This window comes from Wolbachia endosymbiont (group A) of Beris morrisii, assembly GCF_964028185.1.
Classification (GTDB): domain Bacteria; phylum Pseudomonadota; class Alphaproteobacteria; order Rickettsiales; family Anaplasmataceae; genus Wolbachia.
Map to the genome: position 1 here is coordinate 1,321,291 of NZ_OZ034760.1, position 23,894 is coordinate 1,345,184.

General features: G+C 34.2%; 29 protein-coding genes. 10 read left to right on the top strand and 19 right to left on the bottom strand.

What is annotated here, in order from left to right:
• The first annotated feature begins 8 nt into the window (after window positions 1-8).
• Window positions 9-881 (top strand): hypothetical protein, encoded by an 873-nt coding sequence (locus ABWU69_RS06965; protein ID WP_265034674.1) that lies wholly within the window; start codon window positions 9-11, stop codon window positions 879-881.
• An 806-nt stretch (window positions 882-1,687) separates the two neighbouring features.
• Here ABWU69_RS06965 and ABWU69_RS06970 read toward each other — a convergent pair.
• From ABWU69_RS06970 to ABWU69_RS07020, 11 genes are all read right to left on the bottom strand, one after another.
• Window positions 1,688-1,852, bottom strand: coding sequence for a transposase (locus ABWU69_RS06970; RefSeq protein ID WP_353285420.1), 165 nt, complete (start codon window positions 1,850-1,852; stop codon window positions 1,688-1,690).
• A gap of 56 nt (window positions 1,853-1,908) precedes the next feature.
• A complete protein-coding gene (locus ABWU69_RS06975) occupies window positions 1,909-2,688 on the bottom strand; it encodes a hypothetical protein (RefSeq protein WP_265034540.1) in 780 nt (259 codons plus the stop codon).
• A 152-nt stretch (window positions 2,689-2,840) separates the two neighbouring features.
• Window positions 2,841-2,966 (bottom strand): transposase, encoded by a 126-nt coding sequence (locus ABWU69_RS06980; protein ID WP_265034865.1) that lies wholly within the window; start codon window positions 2,964-2,966, stop codon window positions 2,841-2,843.
• 311 nt (window positions 2,967-3,277) lie between these two features.
• Window positions 3,278-3,550: a transposase gene (locus ABWU69_RS06985; protein ID WP_265025750.1), complete on the bottom strand. Its 273-nt coding sequence runs from the start codon at window positions 3,548-3,550 to the stop codon at window positions 3,278-3,280.
• A gap of 221 nt (window positions 3,551-3,771) precedes the next feature.
• Complete coding sequence (locus tag ABWU69_RS06990; RefSeq protein WP_265034866.1) at window positions 3,772-4,854, bottom strand: efflux RND transporter periplasmic adaptor subunit; 1,083 nt, start codon at window positions 4,852-4,854, stop codon at window positions 3,772-3,774.
• 192 nt (window positions 4,855-5,046) lie between these two features.
• Window positions 5,047-6,795 carry a DNA primase gene (dnaG, locus tag ABWU69_RS06995; RefSeq protein ID WP_265034867.1) on the bottom strand — a complete coding sequence of 583 codons (1,749 nt, stop codon included), beginning with the start codon at window positions 6,793-6,795 and terminating at the stop codon, window positions 5,047-5,049.
• Window positions 6,796-6,867: 72 nt separating this feature from the next.
• Window positions 6,868-7,485 (bottom strand): hypothetical protein, encoded by a 618-nt coding sequence (locus ABWU69_RS07000; RefSeq protein ID WP_353285123.1) that lies wholly within the window; start codon window positions 7,483-7,485, stop codon window positions 6,868-6,870.
• 69 nt (window positions 7,486-7,554) lie between these two features.
• The gene (locus tag ABWU69_RS07005; protein WP_353285022.1) at window positions 7,555-7,929 is read right to left on the bottom strand and encodes an IS3 family transposase; all 375 of its coding nucleotides are present in this window, start codon (window positions 7,927-7,929) and stop codon (window positions 7,555-7,557) included.
• Window positions 7,929-8,186, bottom strand: coding sequence for a transposase (locus ABWU69_RS07010; protein ID WP_265026336.1), 258 nt, complete (start codon window positions 8,184-8,186; stop codon window positions 7,929-7,931). The genes ABWU69_RS07005 and ABWU69_RS07010 overlap by 1 nt, the downstream gene beginning before the upstream one ends.
• Before the next feature lie 165 nt (window positions 8,187-8,351).
• Window positions 8,352-8,651: a transposase gene (locus tag ABWU69_RS07015; RefSeq protein WP_265026139.1), complete on the bottom strand. Its 300-nt coding sequence runs from the start codon at window positions 8,649-8,651 to the stop codon at window positions 8,352-8,354.
• A 326-nt stretch (window positions 8,652-8,977) separates the two neighbouring features.
• The gene (locus tag ABWU69_RS07020) at window positions 8,978-10,249 is read right to left on the bottom strand and encodes a hypothetical protein (RefSeq protein ID WP_265034870.1); all 1,272 of its coding nucleotides are present in this window, start codon (window positions 10,247-10,249) and stop codon (window positions 8,978-8,980) included.
• A gap of 166 nt (window positions 10,250-10,415) precedes the next feature.
• Between ABWU69_RS07020 and ABWU69_RS07025 the strand changes: the two genes are divergently transcribed.
• From ABWU69_RS07025 to ABWU69_RS07045, 5 genes are read left to right on the top strand one after another with little or no spacing between them, the layout of a single operon-like run.
• Window positions 10,416-11,054, top strand: a complete 639-nt coding sequence (locus ABWU69_RS07025) for an HAD family hydrolase (protein WP_265034871.1) — start codon at window positions 10,416-10,418, stop codon at window positions 11,052-11,054.
• Window positions 11,054-11,539, top strand: a complete 486-nt coding sequence (locus ABWU69_RS07030; RefSeq protein ID WP_265026536.1) for an RDD family protein — start codon at window positions 11,054-11,056, stop codon at window positions 11,537-11,539. The genes ABWU69_RS07025 and ABWU69_RS07030 overlap by 1 nt, the downstream gene beginning before the upstream one ends.
• A 59-nt stretch (window positions 11,540-11,598) precedes the next feature.
• Window positions 11,599-12,075 (top strand): bacterioferritin, encoded by a 477-nt coding sequence (gene bfr, locus ABWU69_RS07035; RefSeq protein ID WP_155969303.1) that lies wholly within the window; start codon window positions 11,599-11,601, stop codon window positions 12,073-12,075.
• 1 nt (window position 12,076) lies between these two features.
• The gene (locus ABWU69_RS07040) at window positions 12,077-12,718 is read left to right on the top strand and encodes an SURF1 family protein (protein ID WP_265034873.1); all 642 of its coding nucleotides are present in this window, start codon (window positions 12,077-12,079) and stop codon (window positions 12,716-12,718) included.
• 30 nt (window positions 12,719-12,748) lie between these two features.
• The gene (locus tag ABWU69_RS07045) at window positions 12,749-12,874 is read left to right on the top strand and encodes a hypothetical protein (RefSeq protein ID WP_353285124.1); all 126 of its coding nucleotides are present in this window, start codon (window positions 12,749-12,751) and stop codon (window positions 12,872-12,874) included.
• A gap of 30 nt (window positions 12,875-12,904) precedes the next feature.
• Here the strand turns inward: ABWU69_RS07045 and ABWU69_RS07050 are convergent, their stop codons facing one another.
• Entirely contained in the window at window positions 12,905-14,623 is a 1,719-nt protein-coding gene (locus ABWU69_RS07050) for a monovalent cation:proton antiporter-2 (CPA2) family protein (protein WP_265034876.1), read from the bottom strand.
• Between the two features lie 5 nt (window positions 14,624-14,628).
• On the bottom strand, window positions 14,629-15,201 hold the full coding sequence (locus ABWU69_RS07055) for a thioredoxin family protein (protein WP_265026539.1): 573 nt from the start codon (window positions 15,199-15,201) through the stop codon (window positions 14,629-14,631).
• Window positions 15,202-15,309: 108 nt separating this feature from the next.
• Here ABWU69_RS07055 and tmk point away from each other — a divergent pair, with 108 nt between their 5' ends.
• Window positions 15,310-15,900: a dTMP kinase gene (gene tmk / locus ABWU69_RS07060; protein ID WP_265034877.1), complete on the top strand. Its 591-nt coding sequence runs from the start codon at window positions 15,310-15,312 to the stop codon at window positions 15,898-15,900.
• A 1-nt stretch (window position 15,901) separates the two neighbouring features.
• Here tmk and ABWU69_RS07065 read toward each other — a convergent pair whose 3' ends face one another.
• The 4 genes from ABWU69_RS07065 to tilS all read right to left on the bottom strand — a co-directional run bounded on the left by ABWU69_RS07065 (window position 15,902) and on the right by tilS (window position 20,249).
• On the bottom strand, window positions 15,902-16,099 hold the full coding sequence (locus ABWU69_RS07065) for a hypothetical protein (RefSeq protein ID WP_265034878.1): 198 nt from the start codon (window positions 16,097-16,099) through the stop codon (window positions 15,902-15,904).
• A gap of 251 nt (window positions 16,100-16,350) precedes the next feature.
• Window positions 16,351-16,527, bottom strand: coding sequence for a hypothetical protein (locus tag ABWU69_RS07070; protein WP_265034879.1), 177 nt, complete (start codon window positions 16,525-16,527; stop codon window positions 16,351-16,353).
• 584 nt (window positions 16,528-17,111) lie between these two features.
• Complete coding sequence (gene ftsH / locus ABWU69_RS07075) at window positions 17,112-18,944, bottom strand: ATP-dependent zinc metalloprotease FtsH (RefSeq protein ID WP_265034881.1); 1,833 nt, start codon at window positions 18,942-18,944, stop codon at window positions 17,112-17,114.
• Between the two features lie 12 nt (window positions 18,945-18,956).
• Window positions 18,957-20,249: a tRNA lysidine(34) synthetase TilS gene (gene tilS / locus ABWU69_RS07080; RefSeq protein WP_265034883.1), complete on the bottom strand. Its 1,293-nt coding sequence runs from the start codon at window positions 20,247-20,249 to the stop codon at window positions 18,957-18,959.
• Between the two features lies 1 nt (window position 20,250).
• Between tilS and ABWU69_RS07085 the strand changes: the two genes are divergently transcribed.
• The gene (locus ABWU69_RS07085) at window positions 20,251-20,397 is read left to right on the top strand and encodes a hypothetical protein (RefSeq protein ID WP_265034885.1); all 147 of its coding nucleotides are present in this window, start codon (window positions 20,251-20,253) and stop codon (window positions 20,395-20,397) included.
• A 21-nt stretch (window positions 20,398-20,418) separates the two neighbouring features.
• Here ABWU69_RS07085 and ABWU69_RS07090 read toward each other — a convergent pair whose 3' ends face one another.
• Window positions 20,419-20,898 (bottom strand): OmpA family protein, encoded by a 480-nt coding sequence (locus ABWU69_RS07090; RefSeq protein WP_265026544.1) that lies wholly within the window; start codon window positions 20,896-20,898, stop codon window positions 20,419-20,421.
• A gap of 277 nt (window positions 20,899-21,175) precedes the next feature.
• Here ABWU69_RS07090 and ABWU69_RS07095 point away from each other — a divergent pair, with 277 nt between their 5' ends.
• Window positions 21,176-22,594: a carboxypeptidase gene (locus tag ABWU69_RS07095; protein ID WP_353285125.1), complete on the top strand. Its 1,419-nt coding sequence runs from the start codon at window positions 21,176-21,178 to the stop codon at window positions 22,592-22,594.
• A gap of 21 nt (window positions 22,595-22,615) precedes the next feature.
• Window positions 22,616-23,692 carry a rod shape-determining protein gene (locus ABWU69_RS07100; RefSeq protein ID WP_265034887.1) on the top strand — a complete coding sequence of 359 codons (1,077 nt, stop codon included), beginning with the start codon at window positions 22,616-22,618 and terminating at the stop codon, window positions 23,690-23,692.
• On the opposite strand, the gene ABWU69_RS07105 is transcribed toward ABWU69_RS07100, so the two are convergent.
• Window positions 23,689-23,865, bottom strand: a complete 177-nt coding sequence (locus tag ABWU69_RS07105) for a hypothetical protein (RefSeq protein ID WP_265034888.1) — start codon at window positions 23,863-23,865, stop codon at window positions 23,689-23,691. The two genes, ABWU69_RS07100 and ABWU69_RS07105, sit on opposite strands and share 4 nt — an antisense overlap.
• Window positions 23,866-23,894: the final 29 nt, after the last annotated feature.

A 23,894-nucleotide genomic window follows, 5' to 3' on the forward strand; every position in this document is an offset into this window, starting at 1 on the left:
GGGAAAAAATGACAAAAAATATTTCAATTATTAGCAGAAACTTAATTAGTATCGAATTAGTTAACAAACAAGATTTAGAGAATTTCATCAAGATTTTCACAGTGCTTGATAAACATATAGCAGCTAAAACACTTTTTACAGAAGAAGTGAGAATAGAGTATAAGCAGCACAACGGCATAGAAGTTGTTGAATTGCTAAAAGATACAGACTTTACATATCATGAGGTTGAAAATGTATTGAACCACCTGAGTAAACATGGAATGAAGGTGCCCAGCAATGTTATAGCACATACCCTTTTTTCTGCATGCAATCACGCACTTGAATCTAAGGATGTAGCATTTTCCTTTTCTGAAGGATTTTCACAATTTAACATCAGAGTAAATAAGAATACCTTTATAATAACTCCTATGAGTGAAGAGAATTTGGAATTGAATTCACAAAATAGCAGAACGCTTATAGAGTCATTAAAGAGCGAAAAAAGTATTTATGATTGTATAGTAGAGGAAAATACTATTAAAGTTATAGTGCATTCTGAAATACATCAAGCTATAAATTTGATTATAAAATCACTGATAAAGTCCCGCCTTTTAGCAAAAGAGGAAGAAGGAAAATTCAAAGAGAAATTGAGACAACTTGCTTTTAAGGATCAAGCTTTTGTTGAGTATTCTAGCATCAGAACCATCAATAGGTATCCACATAATCATCCTCTGAGGAAGCATGAAAGTGTTACTAAGGATATAGAAAATATTTTATGTGATTTCATAACAAATGAGAACAGCGAATTTGCTATAGAGCGGTTAAATAGGCTGAGCTCAGCAGTTTCTCCGGATACTCCAAGAATCATCACTAAAACTATAGATAAACTTGTTAAGTTTCACTAAGGTATACGAGAGCCAATAGATTTCTTGCATTACCTTTTGTTATCCAAGTAGCCAAGGCTACTTGGTTCTTTTTTTGGGTTTCAGCGCTATGTACATAGCTGTACAAACATTGTAGCCGTTATTCAGTAGCCCGCAGAAACGAAAAACTTCCTTGACAAACTCCGCCAGCCCCCTTATCATGAAACTGAAGCTATTGTATTTGCTTTCGCCAATCTGCAGATTAAAAGGTAAGGATTACTTAATGTATCGGCGTCTTATGTTCAATTTTTTGCAGTATATAGATACTGTATGTCTTTACAAAACTTCATCTACATCTAGATTTTTATCTAAATAAGCTGAACGCGCTTATAAAGCGTTACAAGACATCAAAAAATGCCAATACTCGACAAAGATAGTAAAGGACTAGCTAACTCGGGGTTTCTTTGCCTTTTTTTCTGCTTGGTAAATTTCTTAAACATTTGCAGCGTAGGTTAGTTGCAATTAAAAGCAGCTTAATCTCGCTTGTCAAGCGTTTAAAACATAAAAAACGCCAATATTTTAAAGCGGATAATAACCACGGGGCTTCTTTTGCCTTTTTTTTCATTTGGTAAATTTCTTAGTATTTATAGCTAACATGAACTGGGCAGGAAGGTGTCATCCCAGTGCCCCATAAGTGTTGAAAGTATCAAAAATAACGTGATATGAGATGATCAACGGCATGTAAATTACCTCCCGACAGTAAAACAATCGAACGTATAAAAGAGTCATTTAGATCCAATGTGAATTGCAGTAATGCTATTTTGAACCCATGTAGATTATTTTTGATTTTATAAACAAGAAATAACAAAGCAGATCATGTAAATATACACCTTCATGCCATTCATAGTATGGCTTAAAAAGTGCTTATATCCAAGATTTTGCTTTATAAATTTAAAGAACACTTCTATATCCCATCTGCGCCTATATAGCTCTGTTACTTCATAAGCTGGCATTTCAAACAAGTTTGTCAAAAACCATATTTCATCTCCAATTTTATTTCTGATTTTTATTAGCCGTAGATCATTGCCACTTTACCTCGTGCACGATAAAGATTAACTATTATATCTTCTAAAATCTCTGATCCATCCGATTTTTGTTCTCTTATAACTTTGTTCCTGCTTATAACATCATGTTTTCTTCCTACTTTAACTCTTGTGATAAATTTGTACTCCTTTTCATCAAATTCGGCAAAAGTTCCAACTTTTCTGATTCCTCTATCAAATAATAAAATATCCTCTTTTTCAACTTTAGCTTCATTAATTGCTCTCACTAATGCTATATCTTCACTACTTTCTTCTTGTCCTTTACAAAATCTTATACTTGTCGGCAATTGATCCTTTAATCCTACACTCACTTTAACTTGACTGTCGTTACTTTTACCGCCTATTTTTAGCCCATCTTTTATGAGATATCCCGATAAATTTATGATCGTCGAATCAAACTTATGTAAGTTATTTGATGTTTTTTGGGGTAATAGCTTTTTAATCTTGCTCATCAAATCAATATATACTCCCTTAAAATATTCTGGATTTATAACTTTTAACCTTTTTGACAAACCACTGTATGTTACTGTACTTTTATCGCTATTCTTATCCATTATACACCTGTTTATTACCATTTCTAGCGCTCTTAGGCTTGTTTTTTGCCCCATTAATATTAACTTCATTAGACCTTTAAATATAATCTTGCCCAACAATTTAGTATTACATTTATCTACTTCACTTAATTTTCCTAGCCTTTCTAAATCCTCATCTTTTATTAAATTTAGTACTCTTTCTATTTGATCCATTATTGCCTCCTTTTTCTTGCAATAATAGTTCTTTATGTCTTTTTTGTGTTACTTTCAACACTTATGCCATTTATCCCCTAAGCCATCTGTATATTGCACGCTTGTACTTGTTTCTATCATTTTGATCCTAAATTATTTAGCTTACTCACTTTTTATATTTGTGGGTAAAAGTAAGGATTCAAATCTGGTGAATATGCTGGAAGGTACAACAAATGACAGCCAAAAGACTCTATTAATGACTTTGTTTTAGGAGTCTTATGAAATATAGCATTATCCATAACTATCACGCTTTAACTGTGGCAGTAATATCTCACGCATTAAATACTTCTTTCTCCCGTGAAAGTTATTGGTGCAATGAACTTCTCATCCGCCTATTATACTTACTCTCTCTCGCTTTTTTCCAGAGCATATATTTTTTCTCCTTTTGGAGCTCGTCCATATTCTCGGTATAATCTATTATCAACTCCTGCTTCATCTATATATAAAATGCTAGAGTGGTCTATTTTTGAGATTTTATCGGTAAAGCGCTGCCTATCTTCTTGACTACGTTCTGTGACTTTTTTTTAAGGTTATTTTTAGCTGTTTTAACCTATACCAAATTGAATTTATTCCAAATCCTAGATTTTGTTTCATTTCTGCTAGCTGGGTGTTTTTTGACATATTCTTTGAGTACTTCTGGATCTATTTTTCGAATAAAACTTCCATTCTTTCCTGCCTCCAGGCTCTCACCGTTTCCTTTCTTTTTCAGCCATCTGTACAAGGTTGCAATTCCTATTTCTAGAAGATCTGCTACTTCAGATTTTGACTTCCCTCTTTCCACCAAAGAGATAGCTTTCTCCCTTAAGTCCACACTGTATGCCATTACTTACCTCATATTTCATTAATTCCATATTATACCTTTATCATTTGTTTTGGGAAATACTATAGTTAGTGTAACTCTGGATAAGTACGCCCACACAAACTGAAAGTACTTATCCAGAGTTACTAATTTATAGAAGATATCAGTCTAAATTAAAACTTTTTATTATTTTTTATTCTTTGTAGCTAAATAATTTGTTGACAATAAAGACGGTATCTTATGTCTTAAACCTTATCACCAGACTTAACAAATAGGTGGCCCAATACTATTAACTTTATGGGTTTATCTTCGTTATTTGCTACTATCCAAACCCCATCGCTCTCATGATCAACAATTTCTATTGGTGCAAATATTACATAATTATTGTCATCAATAATCTTTATTCCAAGAGCACCCTCGTCACTTAAGCTCAGGGCTGAAGAAGGAACTTTATATGCAAATCTTTCGCCTGAAGGTAGTCTTACGTTGGCAGTTAGTCCCTGCAAGGATATCATTTTATTATTAGTTACCTTTACCTCTACCCTATAAGACCCAGTTTTAGGCTCAGCAATTTTACTAATAAAACTTACTTCACCTGCCAATTCTTTTCCGTCCAGTAAATTAATTTGAGCTGTGCTGCCTAGCTCTATTTTACTTACTTCATTTTCCGAAACATATAACACTACAAGAATTTGATCGAAATCAACCACGTCAGCTATTTTTTGCCCAACATTAACAAAATCCCCTTCATTTGCATTGATTTTATCAATATAACCATCTATAGGAGATTTGACTGCAGTGTTTTCTAAATCCAATTCTAGCCTTTTTAGGTCAGCTTTTGCACTTTGTAACGCAGTAAAAGCTGCTTCTACTTTTATTTGTGCTCCATAGCCTTTTTTATTCAGTTTGTGAGAGGAATCATACTCAATTTCACGCTGCTTTAATAAAGCTTTAGCTTTCTGAGCTTGCTCAATCCTGTCATAATTTTCTATCTTTAACACTACATCATCTCTTTTTACCTTTTCACCATCAGGTAAATAAATAGCAATAATCTTACCACTTATTTTTGAGACAAGGCTAGCTCTATGTAAGGGATTTACTGTACCAGAAAAATTTAAATATATAGTGCGGTTTTGCGGCGCACATTCTTGAGTTTTTACTGAAAAGCTACTAGTTGCATTATCACTATGAACCGCCTGATCTTTTTTTAAAAATGCACTGCTGATAAAAAACAGTAGAATAAAAGCAATACTAGAAAGGATGATTGCTTTGTTTCTCACCTTTAAATAATAGAATTTGTTGACCAATCTTGTTAGAAACAACTGCATAAATTTTCGAATCAGAAACGTAAGTATAATACATGCACCATTGTCACTCCATAAATAGTTTTATGTGAGAACAAACACAAGAATATGTCATTTTCCTACTATAAGTAAGTTTTTTATTGCTAAGAGGCAGTATAAATTCCGTTAAAAAGCAGCAGAATGACAAACAATCTAAAAATAATTAACTGTAGCAGTCTACTTTTCAATAAACTTCATTTGCATTTCTTGTATACTACTTTCTATTTGCTTTATTTGTTCTATCAACCTTTCTTCTAAGTCAAGATTACCGCTCAGCCTCGCTTCGGTTCTTTCTTTTCGTAATGCATTTAATTCTTTTAGTAACACTATATTATTCCACACAATTTCTGCAGATTTTCTCTCGTTCAGTTGGCTACTTAGTATGCTAGTTTTTTCAAATACATACTTTATAACGTTAAACTGTTTCAATTCTTGTAACAAAGCCTCTTTACCAAGTTTGCTTTTGTTACTTATTACATCAATTATACGCTGTTGTAATCTTTTCATCTCATTAGTAAATTCAAAATGAGAAAATTGCTCAAAAAATATAGGACGGTTCAAGATTTCAGGAAATTCTACGGCTATACGTAAAATTACGGCCTGATTTTGCTCTGCTTCAATTAGCTCTGGAGATTTGCTATGAAGATACTCACCTTTTGTTGCTCTAGCTTTACTATTAAAAATCTGTTTTTTGAAGCTACTTCTTAGTTCACTAGCCTTATTGTAAAAATAATCTCTGTAATACCTTCTAATACTGCTGTTGCTAATAGTATTTACATATTCCATGAACTTGTGCTCAAGAATTGAATATTTTTCCGGAGCAAGTTTTTCATAATTTTGCAAATTGCTATCGATTATGTGATGCCATAAATATTCAGAATGCAGTTTTGTTGAATGGTCAAGAGCAGTCAATACGTCTTCTTTCTTGTATTCCAGTTCGTTACATATATCGTATGGATCTTTATTACTCGGCAAAGTCACAAACTTTAACGTGTATCCAGGCTCTAATATTGGCAGAGCAAGTTCTGCAACTCGGGTAGCAGCATGACGTCCAGCACTATCGCCATCCATACAGATGGAGATTTCTTTAGCAAATCTCCATAGATTTTTTATCTGTTCTGCAGAAATTGCGGTACCAAGTGGAGCAACTGCATTACTAATTCCCGCTTGATGTAGCGCTATAGTGTCCATATATCCTTCAACAACAAATATGTGCTGTTTTTTACGTATTTCGCTTAAAGCAAAGTTTAATCCGTATAAATTCTCCCTCTTCTTGAAGAGCTGACTCTCTGGGCTATTTAAATATTTCGGCTGTTGCTCAGAACTCAGCGCACGTCCGCCAAAACCAATAACTCTTCCTGCAATGTTGTATATAGGAAATATCAGCCGGTCATAAAAATAATCATGAAAATTTTTGTTTACTAATCCAATATCAATTAAAATTTTGTCTTCAATACCTGAAGAGTTTAAATACTCTTTCAAACCAGAGCTTGGTGCATAACCTATCTTAAATTTATCTATGATTTCAGGTAAAATCTTGCGCTGCTTTAAATAATCTACAACGCCCTGATTTTTTTGTGCAAACCAATTTGCAGCTAAGCTTAGTGTTGAAAATAGTTTATTGTCTTCTTTGGTAACATTAAGGTTTTTAGGTAACTCAACACCTGTAACTTGTGCTAATCTTTCCAATGCTTCTTTAAAGCTTAATCCTTCAGTTTGTGAAATAAATTCAAATGCGTCACCACTAGCTAAGCAACCAAAACAGTAATACAATCCTTTAGTATTACTTACCGAAAAAGATGGGGTTTTTTCGTTATGAAATGGACAGAGCCCAACAAAACTATCTCCTCTTTTTATTAGCCTGACTTTTTTACCTACTATTTCAGATAATAATAATTTTGATTTTATAATATCTATGTGATCCATCTTATTAAATTAGTAGTAGGATAAAAATTATATAGAATTTATACACATCTGACTCGAAATTTATTTCTATAACTAAAGCAATTTAGATTTACCGACAATGTAGCTATACAAATTCAAGAGCAATCCTGTCATCCAGGTAGCCCACAGAAACAAAAAACTTACTTGACACCCTTCACCAGCCCCCTTATCATGATATGTAGTACAATGATACAAATTAAGAATTCCCCCATCCTGCTCTGGTTCTTCGATCTGAAATCCTACTTCTACCTGATCACGACCAATGTTAATTTGTCCTATTAATGCTTTAATAATGCCGCGCTTAGTTTGCCAATCTAGCTGTTCCAGGTTCGATTTTACACTAGAATAAAAATTCTTTATACTATTTATAATAAGACTTCTTCCTTTTTCTACTGCCTTCTGATCAACTACCTTTTTTTTCTCTTCTTCTATCCCTTGTAAGCCTTCCTTCATTTTTTTCATTGTCTGTTTAAATTCTTCCTCGCTTATATATCCTTTCTCTCCTGCATTTTCTTGACTATAATAATCTTCCATTAATTTTTCGATACCTTCTTTTATTTGATTTTCTCTTCTTGCAAACTTTTTCTCTGATGATTCATCATTTTTATTTTCTAATACTCTACGTTGGTATTCCTTTTTTATCATCTCTGGGTTTTTTAGTACATCTTTCACCTTTTCCCATACAGCTATTTCTAACTGACCTTACCCAGAAAAAGTAGAGAGAAAGTTAAGACGATTTTGTCATGAGAATGATGCATCAAATTGTGCAGGAATGCAATAGTTAATAGTAGAATGTCTACGTTGTTTGTTATAAAAGATTTCTATGTATTCAAATATGGCAGTTCTAGTTTGTTGAGCAGAATGTTGAGAAATATCAATAAGCAGCTCCCTTTTGAGTGAACTGAAGAAGCTTTCTGCAACAGAATTATCGTAACAACAGCCCTTATGGCTCATGCTGGAAATGATGTTTTTTGTATTCAATAGAAATTGGTAATTTTGAGAGGTATACTGTGACCCTTGATCGCTATGTAACAGTAGATTTTCAGGGGGTTTGCGTTTGTTAACAGCCATAAGCAAAGAATCCACAATTAATTGTTTTGTCATTGTATGACTCATTAACTACCATGCGTGAGAATTATTGCTGCCAACAACCTTCCTTGGTTTTTATATAAGTAATCCCATACTTTATTTGGTTGCTCAGTGATAAAATTTTGATCTAATATATTAGGAGCAATAACCATATTATTTGGTTGTTTTTTAGTTTTAAATCTTCGTCTAAGTTTGGCTATAATGTCATTTTCCTGCATAACATTTTGCACTGTTTTGATGTTATAATTTTTGCCTAAAGCTTTTATGGATTTTAGGGGCTCCATATCTGCATTTAGATGCTTTTTTTGAATCTCTGCTAGAAGTCCTTCCCTTGCTAATTCTTTATTGCTTTTTTCTTTAGCAATCCATTTATAATAACCACCAGCACAAAACCCTGCATAGTTCCTGTATTTTATAGCAATTTCTATGCTCTTTTATAAAAGAATATTTTACTCTTTTTCTTTGGCAAAATATCCCAGGGCTTTTTTTAAAATGTCTCTTTCTCTTCTTACTCTTGCTAACTCTTTTTTTAGATCAAATCTTTCTTTGTCATAAGGAGCTAGTTTTCCTTTGCCTGGAAATGCGTATGCTCCAGACATTTTTCCATCATATTTTCTTACCCATTTACTTAACATACTGCCATCTATACCTAGATCTTTTGCTATTTTTGTACTTGTTTGACCTGTTTCTTTAACCAGCTTAACAGCTTCCAATTTAAATTCTGCTGTATATTCTCTTCTATTTGTCATATTACACCTCTTTGAAAAAACGTTTTATTTTACTCCAAAAACGTCTTAACTTTCTCTCTACTTTTTCTGGGTAAGGTCAGATCTATTTATAGTAGAAAGTTGAATTAGTAAAATAGCAGCTTTTTCACCATTTATAGATTTATGGGTAATAGTAAGGTTCGGAGAGGGGCTGTTGGAAAAGTACTTAACAAGTAACTCGCTGGCTGCCCACTCTACCACAAGTCCGGTTTTGAAGTCTAGTGGGGAGAGGTGACTTTCCTCACTTAGACGACTGGGATTATTGTATAATTAAATACTTTTTTAAACTAATGAAGCTTGAAAGCGGATCACCTTTCACGACCTGTGTTTACTTCATTCACTTTAGGAGTATGAATAGGCGTTATCATTGGGTTTTCAAGTTGTGTTGCTTGCTTTAAACCTTCACTTATGCTCCGATCTTGATCTAAAATCTTGTCAAAGTTTTTACTTTGTTGATGACCATTCACCACGCTAATTTCTAAGCCGGGACTTTTATGATTGAAAGACTCACCAGGTTGGACACTATATTCCTTACCATTAATATTTAAGTTAACCGCATTAGCAATATTGGGAGAAGTTGTATCTTGCTGCAGATTTTGCTTTGTCTCAGGACTATTGTATGTAATATTAATGTTGAGAGCTTTATCCTGATAATTAAAAGCCTTTTCCGGTTCTAAATTGAACTCTTTTCCATTTATATTTATGAAAGAGCTCTGATCCATACTTTTTTGTTGCATTTCATTATTTGATGTATTTTTTTGAGCCGCTTCTCTCATGTCATGAGTATTCTCCACACTCTTTTCATCCTCACCCAAAAGTTTTTCTAACATTTTCTTAACAAAGCGCTTCAGAAGACTCAAAAACCCTTCTTCTTTTTGATTTTCTTGTGGTTGAGGCATGTTATCTTTTTTGTTCTGTTCAGGCTTTTTATTGTTGAGCTTCTCTTTTACAGAACTCTTGCTCACTGAAGGACTAACGGTTTGTGAATCGTGCTTTGATGGCTGTGTATCTGTTTGCACAGAAGCTTCAGTAGTCTTTTTTTGTCCACTCTGTTCAATGCTTTTATCTTTTGCTGTAGTTTCTCTAAGAGTGTTAGCTGCTTCTTGAAATTCTGGATTACGTAACCCTCCAACTCTTGATGGCTGTGTATCTGTTTGTACAGAAGCCTCAGAAGTCTTTTTTTGTCCACTCTGTTCAACACTTTTACCTTCTGTTGTAGTTTCTCTAAGAGTGTTAGCTGCTTCTTGAAATTTTTTGTCATTTTTTAATTCTGCAACTTTTTCACTTGTGAAGATGCCCTTCCCTTTATATTGTTGGTCAAGCTCAGCAATTCTTTCAAAATCTTGACGTACTTTTTCATCTGCACGTCCTTTTTGACTTTCAAATTTCTGATTCAATTCTGCAACGTTTTTCATTTTGTTCTCAAGCTCCTTACTGTTCACAGCTTTTAGAGCCTCTGTTCCTTTTGCGATATAATTAACCTTCTCTTCTAATGAGGTACCTTCTGGAAAAGCACCTGGAGAACGTTCAAAAACATCTTTAAACTTTTTTTCAACACTTTCTTTAGATGTCTGAGCCATACCTATTACCTATTAAAATATATCATATAACCAGTATATTAGCTAATTATATAAAAAACAGTTAACATAACTTGTGGTAAAGAGTGTTTATCAAGAGCGTCCTCTTTATATTTTTTTTATTAAAATGCTATTTACTTATTAACTTAAAATATATAACAATATAGAAATGAAAAACAGCCCGTTAGCAGTAGTATTCGATTGGGATAATACCTTAGTTGACACTCAAGATAACATTTTTAATGCTATTAAACATACCATAAACTCAATGGGGTATAGTAATAAAGCTGCTGATAGAAATTCCCATGAGTCGAGAAAGAGCTATATGGTCAATTTATTTGGCGATCAGTGGAAAAAAGCAAATCAGATATATCAACAATATTTAGATGATGCACTATTGCAAAACATTGCTCTGAATCAAGGAGTAGAGGAAATGTTGCAGACACTGAAAAGCTACAATATTTATCTAGCAATAGTAAGTAATAAGAAAAATACTAATTTACGTGAAGAAGTTACCTATTTTAAACTAGATTCTTACTTTGAAAGAGTAGTTGGGTCATGCGATACTGCAGAAGATAAACCATCTGCAACCCCACTGCTATTTGCACTAGAAGAGAGTACGTTGCCTATAAATAGAGAAAATGTGTTTTTCGTTGGTGATAGCATCACAGATGTTCTGTGTGCACAAAATGCCAATTGTTTGCCTATTATATACGGTCAATCAATAAGCGGTTACAAAGATTTGTTATGTTTTCAACATTTTGATAAACTTAGAGATTTCATAATAAAATATTTGGAAGATAGGTAATGACAGAGATTGCCAGCATAAAAAGGCGCTTTTGCGCATATTTAATAGATGTAGCAATTTTATTAATTCCAACTTTATTAATTATACTGCTATTAGAGGATTCTTCGTTGATCTTACATCTATCATACATGTGTGTAAATTGTAGTTACTTCACATATTTTATATCTTCAAAGGCCCAAGCAACTCCAGGTCAACGGTTAATGAATATATGTACTATCAATTTAGATAATTCTAAAATAGACTTGAATTTAGCGTTTGACAGAAGCACTTCCCAGTTTTTTCTTCCTTTGTTAAACAGTGTAGTAGTTGTCCTTACTGAATTTTTGCAAGATCAGGAGGTATTAGTGAATGTCTTGAGTGCATTGAAAGTAATGATAGTGCTGCTCACTCTCTGCTGGTATCTAGTTGCTTGTTTTTCTAAAAAGAAACAGACATACCACGACATGCTATTTAATACGGTTGTTATCAAAGGAACTATTAAATGAGTTGCTATAATCATCGTTATCATATAAATTATGCTGATAAATTGAACTAAGGGAAGATTATGAATGAAGAGATAGTAAAACATTTGAACAAATTATTGACCAATGAGCTGACTTCTGTACGTCAGTATCTTTTGCATTTTGCGGTTCTCAAAAACAATGGAATTAATAGACTTGCAGAAAAGGTAAAAAATGAGCTTAACGAAGAACTTGAACATGCAAACAAGTTGGCAGAAAGAATTTTGTTATTCAAAGGAGTTCCAAATTTTCAGGATACAAACGAAATATCAAAGCATGATGGAAAGTTTACAAAAGACACAATACGGAAAATCTTAGAAGCTAATTTGAAATTAGAGGGAAAAGGTATTAAGGATATCAAAGAAACGATTTCTATCGCTGAGAAAGAAAAAGATTTTGTTAGTGTAATGTTATTAGAAGAGATGTTAAAAAATGAAGAAGAGCACTTCCATTGGATTGAGAAACAGATTGACCTTATTGAACTAATGGGTGTTGAAAACTATTTAAGAACACAAATATAGAGTGTTAAAAAAAACAGTATTTATTTTAATTATACCTTGCTTGCTTCTTTTTTTATTAGGATTATGGCAAGTATTCAGATTGAACTGGAAGAATAATATTATTAAAAGTATGAGTCTTCCAGTTGTTCATCTATTGCCCAATAACGACCTTGAAAAATTTAACTATAGGCATGTCAAGATCGATGGGATTCTAAGTGACATAGAACTATATGTTTTTGCAGGGCAACACGGCTATCACGTGCTGTCTCCTATGTTGCTCACCACTGGACGTTACATGTTGGTGAATAAAGGAATAGTCAGAGAAAAAAAGGAGAAAAAAGTAAAAATTGAAAAAGTAGTTGCAGATGGAACTTTATATTGCGATAGCAATAAAAGCAAAAATTGGTTCATCAAAAACGATACTGCTTCGAATACATGGTTTACCCTGAGTACAGAGGAAATTTCCAATGAGTTAGGTATTAAGCTAGAGAAGTGTGTATTGTGGCCGAACAATTTTGGCAGCAAAGTAGCTATACAGCCAATGAAGCATTTGGAATATGCAATCACTTGGTTTGCACTTTCCTTAACTTGGTTGATTATGTGCGTAATTTACTATAGGCAAAACCTCAATGTATCTGTTCAGCAGGGTGGCAAAATAAGGTAGACGAAAAAAGACAACTATAGGAACAAATGGGTGTCATCCCAGTGCCTCTATGATGTCATCCCAGTGTCAAGCACTGGGATGACAAGAAAGGGAGCACTGGAATTTTTGTTTCAGTATTTATGCATTAGCCATGCATCTGACCTCAACAAAGCTTGAAGCTTTCTGTACATAAAATTAGAAAAGTAGTTATTCATCTTTATCACTACCAAGGTCTTTTAACATACTATAATTGCCTTTTCTAAATCTACTTTTTAAAGACGTAACTCCACTTTCGCTAATACCACTGAGGCTCAGTGCAGCTCCACCTAGCTGCAATCCTATCTCAGATGTTTCAGGAATAATTTTACTAGCTCCTAGATCTCTATAAACCTCCACATTACTCAGATCTGGTAAGCGTATTACAATATTTACATGCGGAAAATTTGCAGCAACTAAAGAAACAACTTTTTTTATAGTAACTTCATTCTTTATTGAAACCACGAGAGCTTGAGCTCTTTCTATTCCTACCGATTTTAAAATTTCACATCTTGTAACATCTCCAAGATATATAGGAAAACTATCACTTTTTCCTTCTTTGACTATTTTCGATTGAATATCTACAACAACGTAACTTAAATGCTCTGCCGTAAGCATTTTTGTTACCATATATCCCACTCTACCAAATCCAGCAACTATCACATGGTTATAAAGATCTTGTGTATCTGTTTCAACAGCTTCATCATCTAATATTGTTTTCTCAGTGCTAAATGAGTTTGCTATCCAATCTCCAAGCCCCGATAAAAGAGGAGTGAAAGCCATGGTTACTGTAGTTACCATCATAAGTACTTGAGCGATTTCACTTGGTAGCACATTTAGTTCATTTGCTAAGCGAAATAAAATAAACGCAAATTCACCGCCTTGTGAAAGTAGTAACCCAGCTTGTATAGCAGGTGCACTCTTAAACCCAAAAAATCTACACAATATATATATGATAGATGTTTTTAAAACGATAAGGATAATCGATAATAAAGTAATTAGTGGTAACTTATTGAGTAAAAGTTCGGTATTGATGGACATACCAACAGTCATGAAAAATAAGCCAAGAAACAAATCTTTAAATGGTAATACTGCGTGCTCCACTGAGTGTCTATATTCTGTTTCTGCAACTAACAATCCAGCGACAAATGCACCTAATGCCAACGATAAATGAAATTGCTCAGTAATAAATGCTGCTCCTAATACTATTAAAAGCGTTGTTGATATAAAGATCTCATTACTTTCCATTTTAGCAATAACCGAAAATAAAGGTCTAAGCAATAATCTACCAGTTATAAATATCAGCACTAATGCAATAGCTGCTTGCACTAATGAGCCTGCCAATGAGCTTATCAGGCTGTGCTCAGAATTGCCAGCAAGTAAAGGTACCAATACTATTAATGGTACCACTGCAAAATCTTGCATTAATAGCACTGCTATCGACAACCTACCAACCTGACTTGCTTGAGAACCTTTTTCTTGCAGAACCTGCAACACTATTGCTGTTGAGGATAGCGCAAGCCCACCACCAATAACTGTCGCTATATTCGTATTCACTCCGAAAGCAAGAGCGATGCACCATATTGCTACCATGGTAACTATAACTTGAAGAGAACCGAACCCAAATACATGAATACGCATAGCGATCAGGCGTTCAAATGTCAATTCAAGGCCTATAATGAATAATAGAAAAACTACACCAAATTCTGCAAGATTATCCATTGCTTCAGCTGAGTGTATCAGATTAAATCCATGAGAACCAATAACTGCACCTGCAACGAAGTAACCAAGCACTGGACTAATATTCATTTTCCAAAACGCTATGACTATAAACACAGCAGCAGAAAGTAAAATTATAATATCAAACAAATGCTGAGAGCCACTGTGCATGATATTTAACCTGTAGAATTAGACCATTTAATTGAGCAGCCAATACTTGATTTTTGGTCAATTGGAGAATTACCAGTTTCTGCAATAAATTTCATAGCTTGAGATAAGTCACTACTTCCTACTTCATAGCTTTGAACCTTTTCTTTTTTTGTGTCGTTAAAACGTCCACGATAGCAAAGGTTTAAATTGGAATTAAAGCCAAAAAAGTCAGGAGTGCAAACAGCCCCGTATTCTTTAGCTATTTTCTGTGTACTATCAATTAAATATGGAAATGTAAACTTATTTTCCTTGGCAAAATTAATCATATTTTCAAAGGAATCTTCTGGATATTCATTTACATCATTTGGCATTATTGCAATGGTGTTTACCTGATAATCTTTTTTCAATTGATCAACATCGCTTACCAAATTGCTAATAATTGACTGAACGTAAGGACAGTGATTGCATATAAACATTACAATAAGACCATTTTTTCCACAACAGTCACTTAATGTATAGTATTTATTGTCTACTCCCAAAAGATTAAAATCTTTTGCAGTAAAACTAAAATCGACTTTAGGAGTATTCAGAGCAACCATAGACTATTATTATACCATATGTAATTTACGGTCTTATTATTTAAATGTCAAACGGTTTCTATGTATACTGTTTGCATATTCTTTTTTAGTATTATAATTATAAAACTTATGTTCATAACTTTCGAAGGAATAGACGGCTCTGGTAAAACAACACAATCTAAGCTACTTGCAAATCATTTTAAGCAAATTCAAGGCGAAAATAACGTAGTATTGACTCGAGAACCAGGTGGCACTGATTTTGCAGAAAAGATAAGAGGAGTGTTGTTAACAAATAATATTGATCCTATTTCTGAACTCTTGCTACTTATCTCGATGAGGCGCGAACATATGAAAAAATTAATATTACCAGCTCTTGCAGAAGGAAAAATAGTGATTTGTGATCGGTTTATTGATTCAACTATTGCATACCAAGGATATGGGTTTGGAGTTGACTTAGGGCTAATAAGGGACTTACATAAGCTAGTGAAAATTAAATATCCAGATATTACATTCATTCTAGATATTGATGTTAAAGTTGGGTTAAATAGAGCAAAAGACAAGAATAAATATGAAGAAATGGATGTTAATTTTTACAATAAGGTCAGAAAAGGGTTTCAGGAAATAGCCATAGAAGAGCCCGTTAGGTGCAGTGTTATCACTGAAATTGAAGCTAAAGACAACAATCAAGTATATAGTGAAATTATTAGACTTCTTGCATAACCTAAATTAAAAGGCAATTATTTTTGGCGTTTTTTGTAACAGCTGATAATTGTGATTTAAGTCCGTCAGGAAAGGGTCTCCGTTCCTGTCGTCCCATTCTTCTGTCATCTAAGTAGCCCCTTCTCCTATCATCCCAGCATCCTCTCCTGTCATCCCAGTAGCCTCTTTCTCTTGTCATTTCAGTGTCAGCTACTTGCATGACAGCAGTCCTACGTCATACCGCCGCGGTATCTCGGCCGCTAACACGTAGCAACTGTTCTCCCTTGTCATACCGTCACGGTATCTCTAGATCCCGCTAACACGTAGCGGGATACTTAACCATCATCTACACCGTCATACCGCGATTCATTCGCGGTATCTCAAAGCATAGATCCCGCTAACACGTAGCGGGATGACGATTGTCAGGGTGTCATCCCAGTGCTCCGACACTGATTTCCATCCAAGACGGTGTCATCCCAGTGCCCAGACACTGGGATCCAGCCTTTCTGCAATCTCATCGAAAACGTTGTAACCACTTTCTATGATAGTTTGCTTGCTCACAAGCAAACTTTCCTGGATCCCAGTGTCTGGGCACTGGGATGACAAAAAAAGGAGCACTGGGATGACATCATTTGTTGTGTTTAACAAAGTTCGTACTTAGCTTCATGTTAGCTACAAACGTTAAGAAATTTACCAAATAAAAAAAAGGCAAAAGAAGCCCCGTGGTTATTATCCGCTTTAAAATATTGGCGTTTTTTATGTTTTAAACGCTTGACAAGCGAAATTCAGCTGCTTTTAATTGCAACTAACTTACGCTGCAAATGTTTAAGAAATTTACCAAGCAGAAAAAAAGACAAAGAATCCCCGAGTTAGCTAGTCTTTTACTATCTCTGTCGAGTATTGGCATTTTTTGATGTCTTGTAACGCTTTATAAGCGCGTTCAGCTTATTTAGATAAAAATCTAGATGTAGATGAAGTTTTGTAAAGACATACAGTATCTATATACTGCAAAAAATTGAACATAAGACGCCGATACATTAAGTAATCCTTACCTTTTAATCTGCAGATTGGCGAAAGCAAATACAATAGCTTCAGTTTCATGATAAGGGGGCTGGCGAAGGGTGTCAAGTAATTTTAGCTCCGTTTCTGTGGGTCAGATAGCTACCTGATGACACCATTGGTCAATTACTGCAACTAAAAACTTTCATTTTAACAGTTAAACAAGGCCAAATTTAATAGAGAGAGGATTTTTTTATTTTCTCATTCTTCTCATTTTCCTCTCTAACAATTTTTTTTCCATTTAATATGTCTTTTATTTCATCTCCTGTTAAAGTTTCAAACTCCAGTAGATTTTCAGCAATGAGATCTAAGCCTTTCTTATGCTTGGTCAAAATCTCTTTTGCTTTTTCATAGCAAGAAGACACAACTTCCTTCACTTCTTCATCTATAAGTTTTAACGTATCTTCAGAAATTATGTCAGAACCATGTATGGTTTGTTCGCGATTGTGATAGATCGGGCCTATTTTGTCGCTCATTCCCCATTTTGTTACCATAGAACGTGATAAATCTGATGCTAATTTTATATCTGAAGATGCACCGCTTGTAACTTTATCGTAGCCAAAAATTAGCTCTTCTGCCACACGTCCACCCATTGCAACAGTTATATCTGCTAGCATCTTTTCTCTTGTGAGGGACACTCTATCTGTCTCTGGTAGTCTCATAACTAAACCGAGTGCCCTACCGCGTGGAATAATTGTTGCCTTGTGTATAGGATCAGAAGCAGACATATTAACAGCAATCATCGCATGACCAGCTTCATGGTATGCAGTCAGTCTCTTTTCCTCTTCTGTCATAATGAGAGATCGCCTTTCTACGCCCATCATCACTTTATCACGTGCATATTCAAAATCATCCATGGTAACAATCTTCTTGTTTCTTCTTGCAGCGATAAGTGCAGATTCGTTCACTAAATTTGCTAAATCAGCTCCAGAAAAGCCTGGTGTTCCTCTTGCAACTGTTCTCACATTTACATCGGGAGCCATTGATATTTTCTTTATATGCGTATTTAATATCTTTTCACGCCCATTTATATCGGGTAAAGAAATAGTAACCTGTCGGTCAAAACGACCAGGTCTAAGCAGTGCTGGATCTAAAACGTCTGGGCGGTTAGTTGCAGCGATTATTATCACACCTTCATTAGACTCAAAGCCATCCATCTCAACTAATAACTGATTTAATGTTTGCTCTCTTTCGTCGTTGCCGCCACCAAGACCAATGCCACGATGTCTACCCACCGCATCTATTTCATCTATGAAAATTATGCAAGGAGCATTTTTCTTGCCTTGATCAAACATATCACGAACACGACTTGCACCAACACCCACAAACATTTCAACAAAATCAGATCCGGAAATGCTAAAGAATGGCACATTAGCTTCACCTGCAATTGCACGAGCAAGTAAAGTTTTACCAGTTCCAGGAGAGCCAATTAAAAGGCACCCTTTTGGTATTTTTCCACCTAATATTTGAAATTTTTGCCTTTGTTTAAGGAAATCAACGATCTCTACCAGCTCTTCTTTTGCTTCATCAATTCCGGCAACATCATCAAATGTTACTTTTTTTCCACTAGTCATGAGTCTAGCCCTTGACTTGCCAAAGCTTATAGTTCTGTTGCCTCCCGCTTGTGTTTGTTTAAGAAAGAATAGCAAAAAGCCAATAAAGATAAATGTTGGGACCCATGAGATAAGTAATCCACCAATTACGTTCATGGCAGAATCTCCAGTTGAAAAGGAGAATCTCACTTTTCTATCATGTAAATTTTTTATTAGGTCGCTATATATAACACCGCTTGAGTTGAAACTTGAACCATCCCTGAACTTGCCTTCAATGCTCTGATTTTTTATGACAATATTTTCTACATCATTGTCTTCTAGTCTAGTTAAAAATTCCGAAAAAGGTATAATTGTTTTACTTTTACCTACATTTCCGCTGAACTGAATATAAGCAACTGAAATAAGAACAATAATTACTAACCAGATCAATAAGCCTTCTAAAAATTTTTTCATTTCTATTTTTAACTAAATACCCATCAAGCTTACCAAATTTTGTTTTATCGTGCTATCAATAATGCATTGAACCTTATCGTCATTGGTATTTTTTCCGTTATAATTTACATCAGGATAAGCAAGCACCTTTCCATCTTTTAGCACTACAGGCAAAGAATAGAAAACTTCAGGGCAGCAGTTGTAATCCTTCAGAAATTCAGGAACTTTTTGTGTTTTTTTTAATGGAGCGATAATAACTGAACACTCTTGATTTCCGAGTATTGTGCAGCTAAATCTGTTATCCCATTCAATAGGTTCATTTAAAGGTAGGTTTACGGTAATTTCTTGTATCCTTGACGATTCTCTAATTATTAAGATATTTTCTCCATATTTTCTTATTTTGCACCCAGAAAGTGTACAGTTAACATTACTATCCTTTTGCAATATTTTATTAAATATTACGATAAGACTGTTGTACCTTGGTTTATAATGTTTACTGGCAATTGCCATTATAGAGTAAAGAAGAAGCCTCAAGGCTATTTCCTCTGGTAATTGATAAAATTCACTTAGTTTAATTTCAATATAACCAAGATCATGAACATTAACACAGTCATTAAATGTAAGGCATGTGTAGTGCATCAACGCTTTTGCAGCTCTTTTCATATGAAGGGCTGTGAGGCATATTCTCTCTGTTAAAATCTCTTGATTGTTACTTGCTTTAAGTAAGTTACGGTATAAAGTTCGCCTGTATTTTAGGTTATAGTTGCTTCTATCTTCGATCCATTTTAACTGGTGAAGCTTAGCGTACTTTTCTATTTCACTACGACTAAAATTTAACAATGGCCTAAATATATAAATACCATTTAGGAAAGACTTGTAGTCCATTGATGATAATCCATCTACGCCGCTACCTCGCTCTAATCTTAATAAGAACGTTTCTGCTTGATCATCTTTGTGATGAGCGACGAGCAAACATTTAACATTATTGTTTTTACACCACTCTACTAGTAATTTATACCGTGCTTTTCGTGCCTGTAACTGAATATTGCCTTTAATATTTTGCTTCTCCCAATTTAATATGAACGATTCCTTTGCTCCAAGTTCTTTTGCATAACTTACAACAAAATCAGCTTCTTTTTGAGACTCTGAACGTAACCCATGATTTACTGTTAATGCTATAGGAAGTGAAAGCTTGTTTTTTTTTGCCCAGTTATTCATTAAGTGCAGTAAGACTATACTATCTACACCACCTGATACTGCAACTGCAATTTGATTATGGAAAGCAAAGCTATTAGCTATATTTTGAAATAATAACTCTAATTCCATTATGTCTCTTGATGGCCAGATAGTCTCTACGTCATACAGCGACTTATTTGTGGTATATATAGATCCCGCTAACAAGCAACAAAATATGACAAGTTTGTCCTTTTTTGTCCACCCCAGTGCCCTTTCTTTATGTCATCCCAGTGCTTGACACTGGGATCCAGGTTTTAATCTATTTCTTTATTCCAGAAAATGAAAATTCCACTCTACGATTTTTAGCATGCTCTTTTTCATATTTAGAATTTCTAGAATCATCTTTTACATTAACCAAAGGCTCAGTTTCACCCTTAGAAGCAGTTTTTATTCTGTTTTCTATGTATGGTGTACAACTAACCATAAATTTTTTAGCTGCATCTGCCCTTTTAGCGCCTAGCGCAAGATTATATTCATGAGAACCACGGTTGTCAGTATGACCAGTTAAAATAACCTTCGCGTCAGGGTTATCTTGTAACACCTCCATTACGTCAAGTAATGCATCTGCACTTACTTCAGTAACACTAGATTCATCATAACCAAAGAAAACTCTTTTATCACCTATCTGCTTAACAACAGAATTCATTTTATTTGTTGTATTTGCTCCTTTTTTTGGGCAAGAACTTACACCAGTAAGTAGTAAACAAAAACAGCACATTATAACCAGTCTACTCCACATTACTAAACCTCCATAAATTTTAAATAGTGCGTAACTTTAATTTCAGTAGCTAATAATCTCTCCATATTGTAATATAGTCAAGAGAAATAAAGTACTAAATACTTTTTCTACAACCTTACAATTAATTTTCTTATAATATGCTGGACTCTGAGTAGAAAAATCCAATAAAGGAATAAGAAGTACAATTTTTTATTGTACTTTAAGCAAATATACTTTTAACTTTATTATTAATCTATTACGATATTAAATAGATGTTTTCTAAAATAATGAACAAATTATGAAATCTTATAAGTTTTTAGAGGAAGTATTATATAGGGTAAAGAATATCGAAAATACGCTAAAAGTACTAAACCAAAGCCAATTAAATATAGAGGACAAAGTTGAACAAATGAGTCTTCTAGAAGAAATCAGACATGAAATTATCTCTCATGACGCAATAAAGGAATCATTAGCAGATGCTCTTGGTAACAAAAAAAGTGCAAATACTCAGCAGCTAAAGTTAATAGAGAGAATACATAAAAGCAACAGTGCTGTTCCTATTGATTTAGCAAAGTCTTTATCCAAAGCTAAGGTTGAATGCCAAAATTTATGGAAGCTATCTCATTCTGAAACCAGTAACTTAGGAAAACTAAAAGAACGTTTTACTGATTTAATCACACTCATTCGCGAAGTAGCTTCTATAAAATCGCAGCAATTAAAATGCTCAAAATACGACTCACTGCTTGCTGACTATGACTCTGATATCACAGAAAAGAATATAAGGGAAGTATTCCCCAAGGTAGGCAAATTTTTTAGCGAAAATGTGGATAAAATAATTGAAAAGCAGAAAAAGGATAAGGTTACTAATATACAAAAAGTTGCTACTCAGAAGCAGATTGAACTTGGCTCGTTATGTTTACAGCAAATGGGTATTGCACTAAATGAGATTCGTACTTCTTATTACTACCCTATAGATTATGATGAATCTGATTTTTGTTATGGTTTATTTTCACTTTTACGGCATAGTGGTTATGCAATTTATCAAAAATGTTTAGCGCAAAATTCTATAAGTAGCCCAATTACGAGACATGTTATGTATGAAACTCAAGGGTTATTTATGGAAAGGATGATTGGAACATCCAGAGAATTTATTGAGTTCATTCAACCACACATAAAAGAGAAATTTGCTATAAAAGGCAAAACTAATAGCAGTGTTGAAAATTTGCACTTGGTTTTCAATGAAATAAACCTTTCCTCTTCTTTAAAGAACGCAGATGAATTTAGTTTATTGGCTCACATTATGCTAAGAACCAAGTTAGAACAAGATCTAATAAATGGTACGTTAGAAATCAAAGATCTGCATGATGCATGGCTTGAAGGTATGAAGCATTATAAAATTCCAGTAAAAGCTAAAAATGAGCTGGACACTTATTTTCAAGATGAATATTGGGCAAGCGGTGTTATGGGCTACTTTCCTATAAAAATTATTGCTTTAATTGCTGCTGTGCAGATTTTCTCTTGCGTTAAAAAGAATCATTACGAATCATTAAGTGCTATAATAAAAGGAGATTTTAGTTTACTTATCAGTTGGTTATCTCAAAATGTATACAGTGCAAAGTATAGCCTTTTGGAACTGCTAAAAAAAGTAACAGGTGAGGGTTTAGACGTTGAGTGTGTTACTTACTACTTATCTGAAAAGTATAATTTATCTCAATAAAATGGTTTTCTTGAGTTATGTATGAATTTTGTTCGAAAATTGACCGGAAAGTTTTATAGCCTTTTTACTTTCAAAGGTTTGTTTGCTAGCGATATTGCCATAGACCTTGGTACTGCAAACACTTTAGTTTATCAGAAAAATCAGGGAATAGTGCTTGATGAGCCTTCAGTTGTAGCAAGAATAAAAGAAAAAGGAAGCTACGTTCCTTATGCTTTTGGTAAAAAAGCTAAAATGATGCTTGGAAAAACGCCTGGAGAGATAGAGGCGATAAGGCCCTTAAAAGATGGAGTCATTGCTGATTTTAAAAGTGCGGAAGAAATGCTAAAATATTTCATACGCAGTGCAAACACAAAATTCACTGTTAATAAACCTAATATTATCATATGCGTTCCATCTGGATCCACGCCAGTTGAAAGGCGTGCTATACAAGATGCAGCAGAAAGTGCTGGTGCAAATGAAGTGTTTTTAATTGAAGAACCAATGGCTGCAGCGATCGGAGCTGGGCTCCCGGTTACTGAACCTGAAGGTTCTATGATTGTTGATATAGGAGGCGGTACAACTGAAGTTGCAATTATTTCTTTAGGCGGAATTGTTTATTCACGTTCTGCCAGAGTAGGTGGCGATATTATGGATGAAGCAATAAAATCGTATATTCGTGAAAATCATAAGTTATTAATCGGTGAAACAACTGCTGAAAAAATTAAGAAAAGCATAGGTTCAGCCAGTCTGCCAGGTGAAAATAACAAAGAGGGAATGATAATTAAAGGCAGGGATTTAGTGAGTGGCATGCCAAAAGAAATGCTTTTATCAGAATATCAAGTTGCAGAAAGTTTAATAGAGCCTGTGCATCAGATAATTTCTGCTATTAAAACAGCATTGGAGAGCACTCCCCCCGAACTTTCTTCTGATATAGTCGATAGAGGAATAGTTTTATCCGGTGGTGGTGGATTATTACGTAATCTAGGTAAAGTTATCAGTGAAACAACAAAATTACCGGTTCGTGTTGCAGATGACCCACTTTGTTGTGTTGCCTTGGGTAGTGGAAAAGTGCTTGAAAACATGGACTACTTCAGTCATGTTTTATTTAAGCAAGATTAATCACGATTTTGGTTGTTGAAATTTTTCAATTTTAAGGTTCTCAAGAAATATTTCTTATTGTGGAATTGTGCATAAATTGCACTAACTCTTTCAATTTTCATATTGTCCTGTACAATATCTATAGCTAGAGTAATTAGATTTACCTGCAATTTGATAAGCGTAAAACTCGTCATTCCGCTACTTGTTAGCGCCGCGGCGGTAT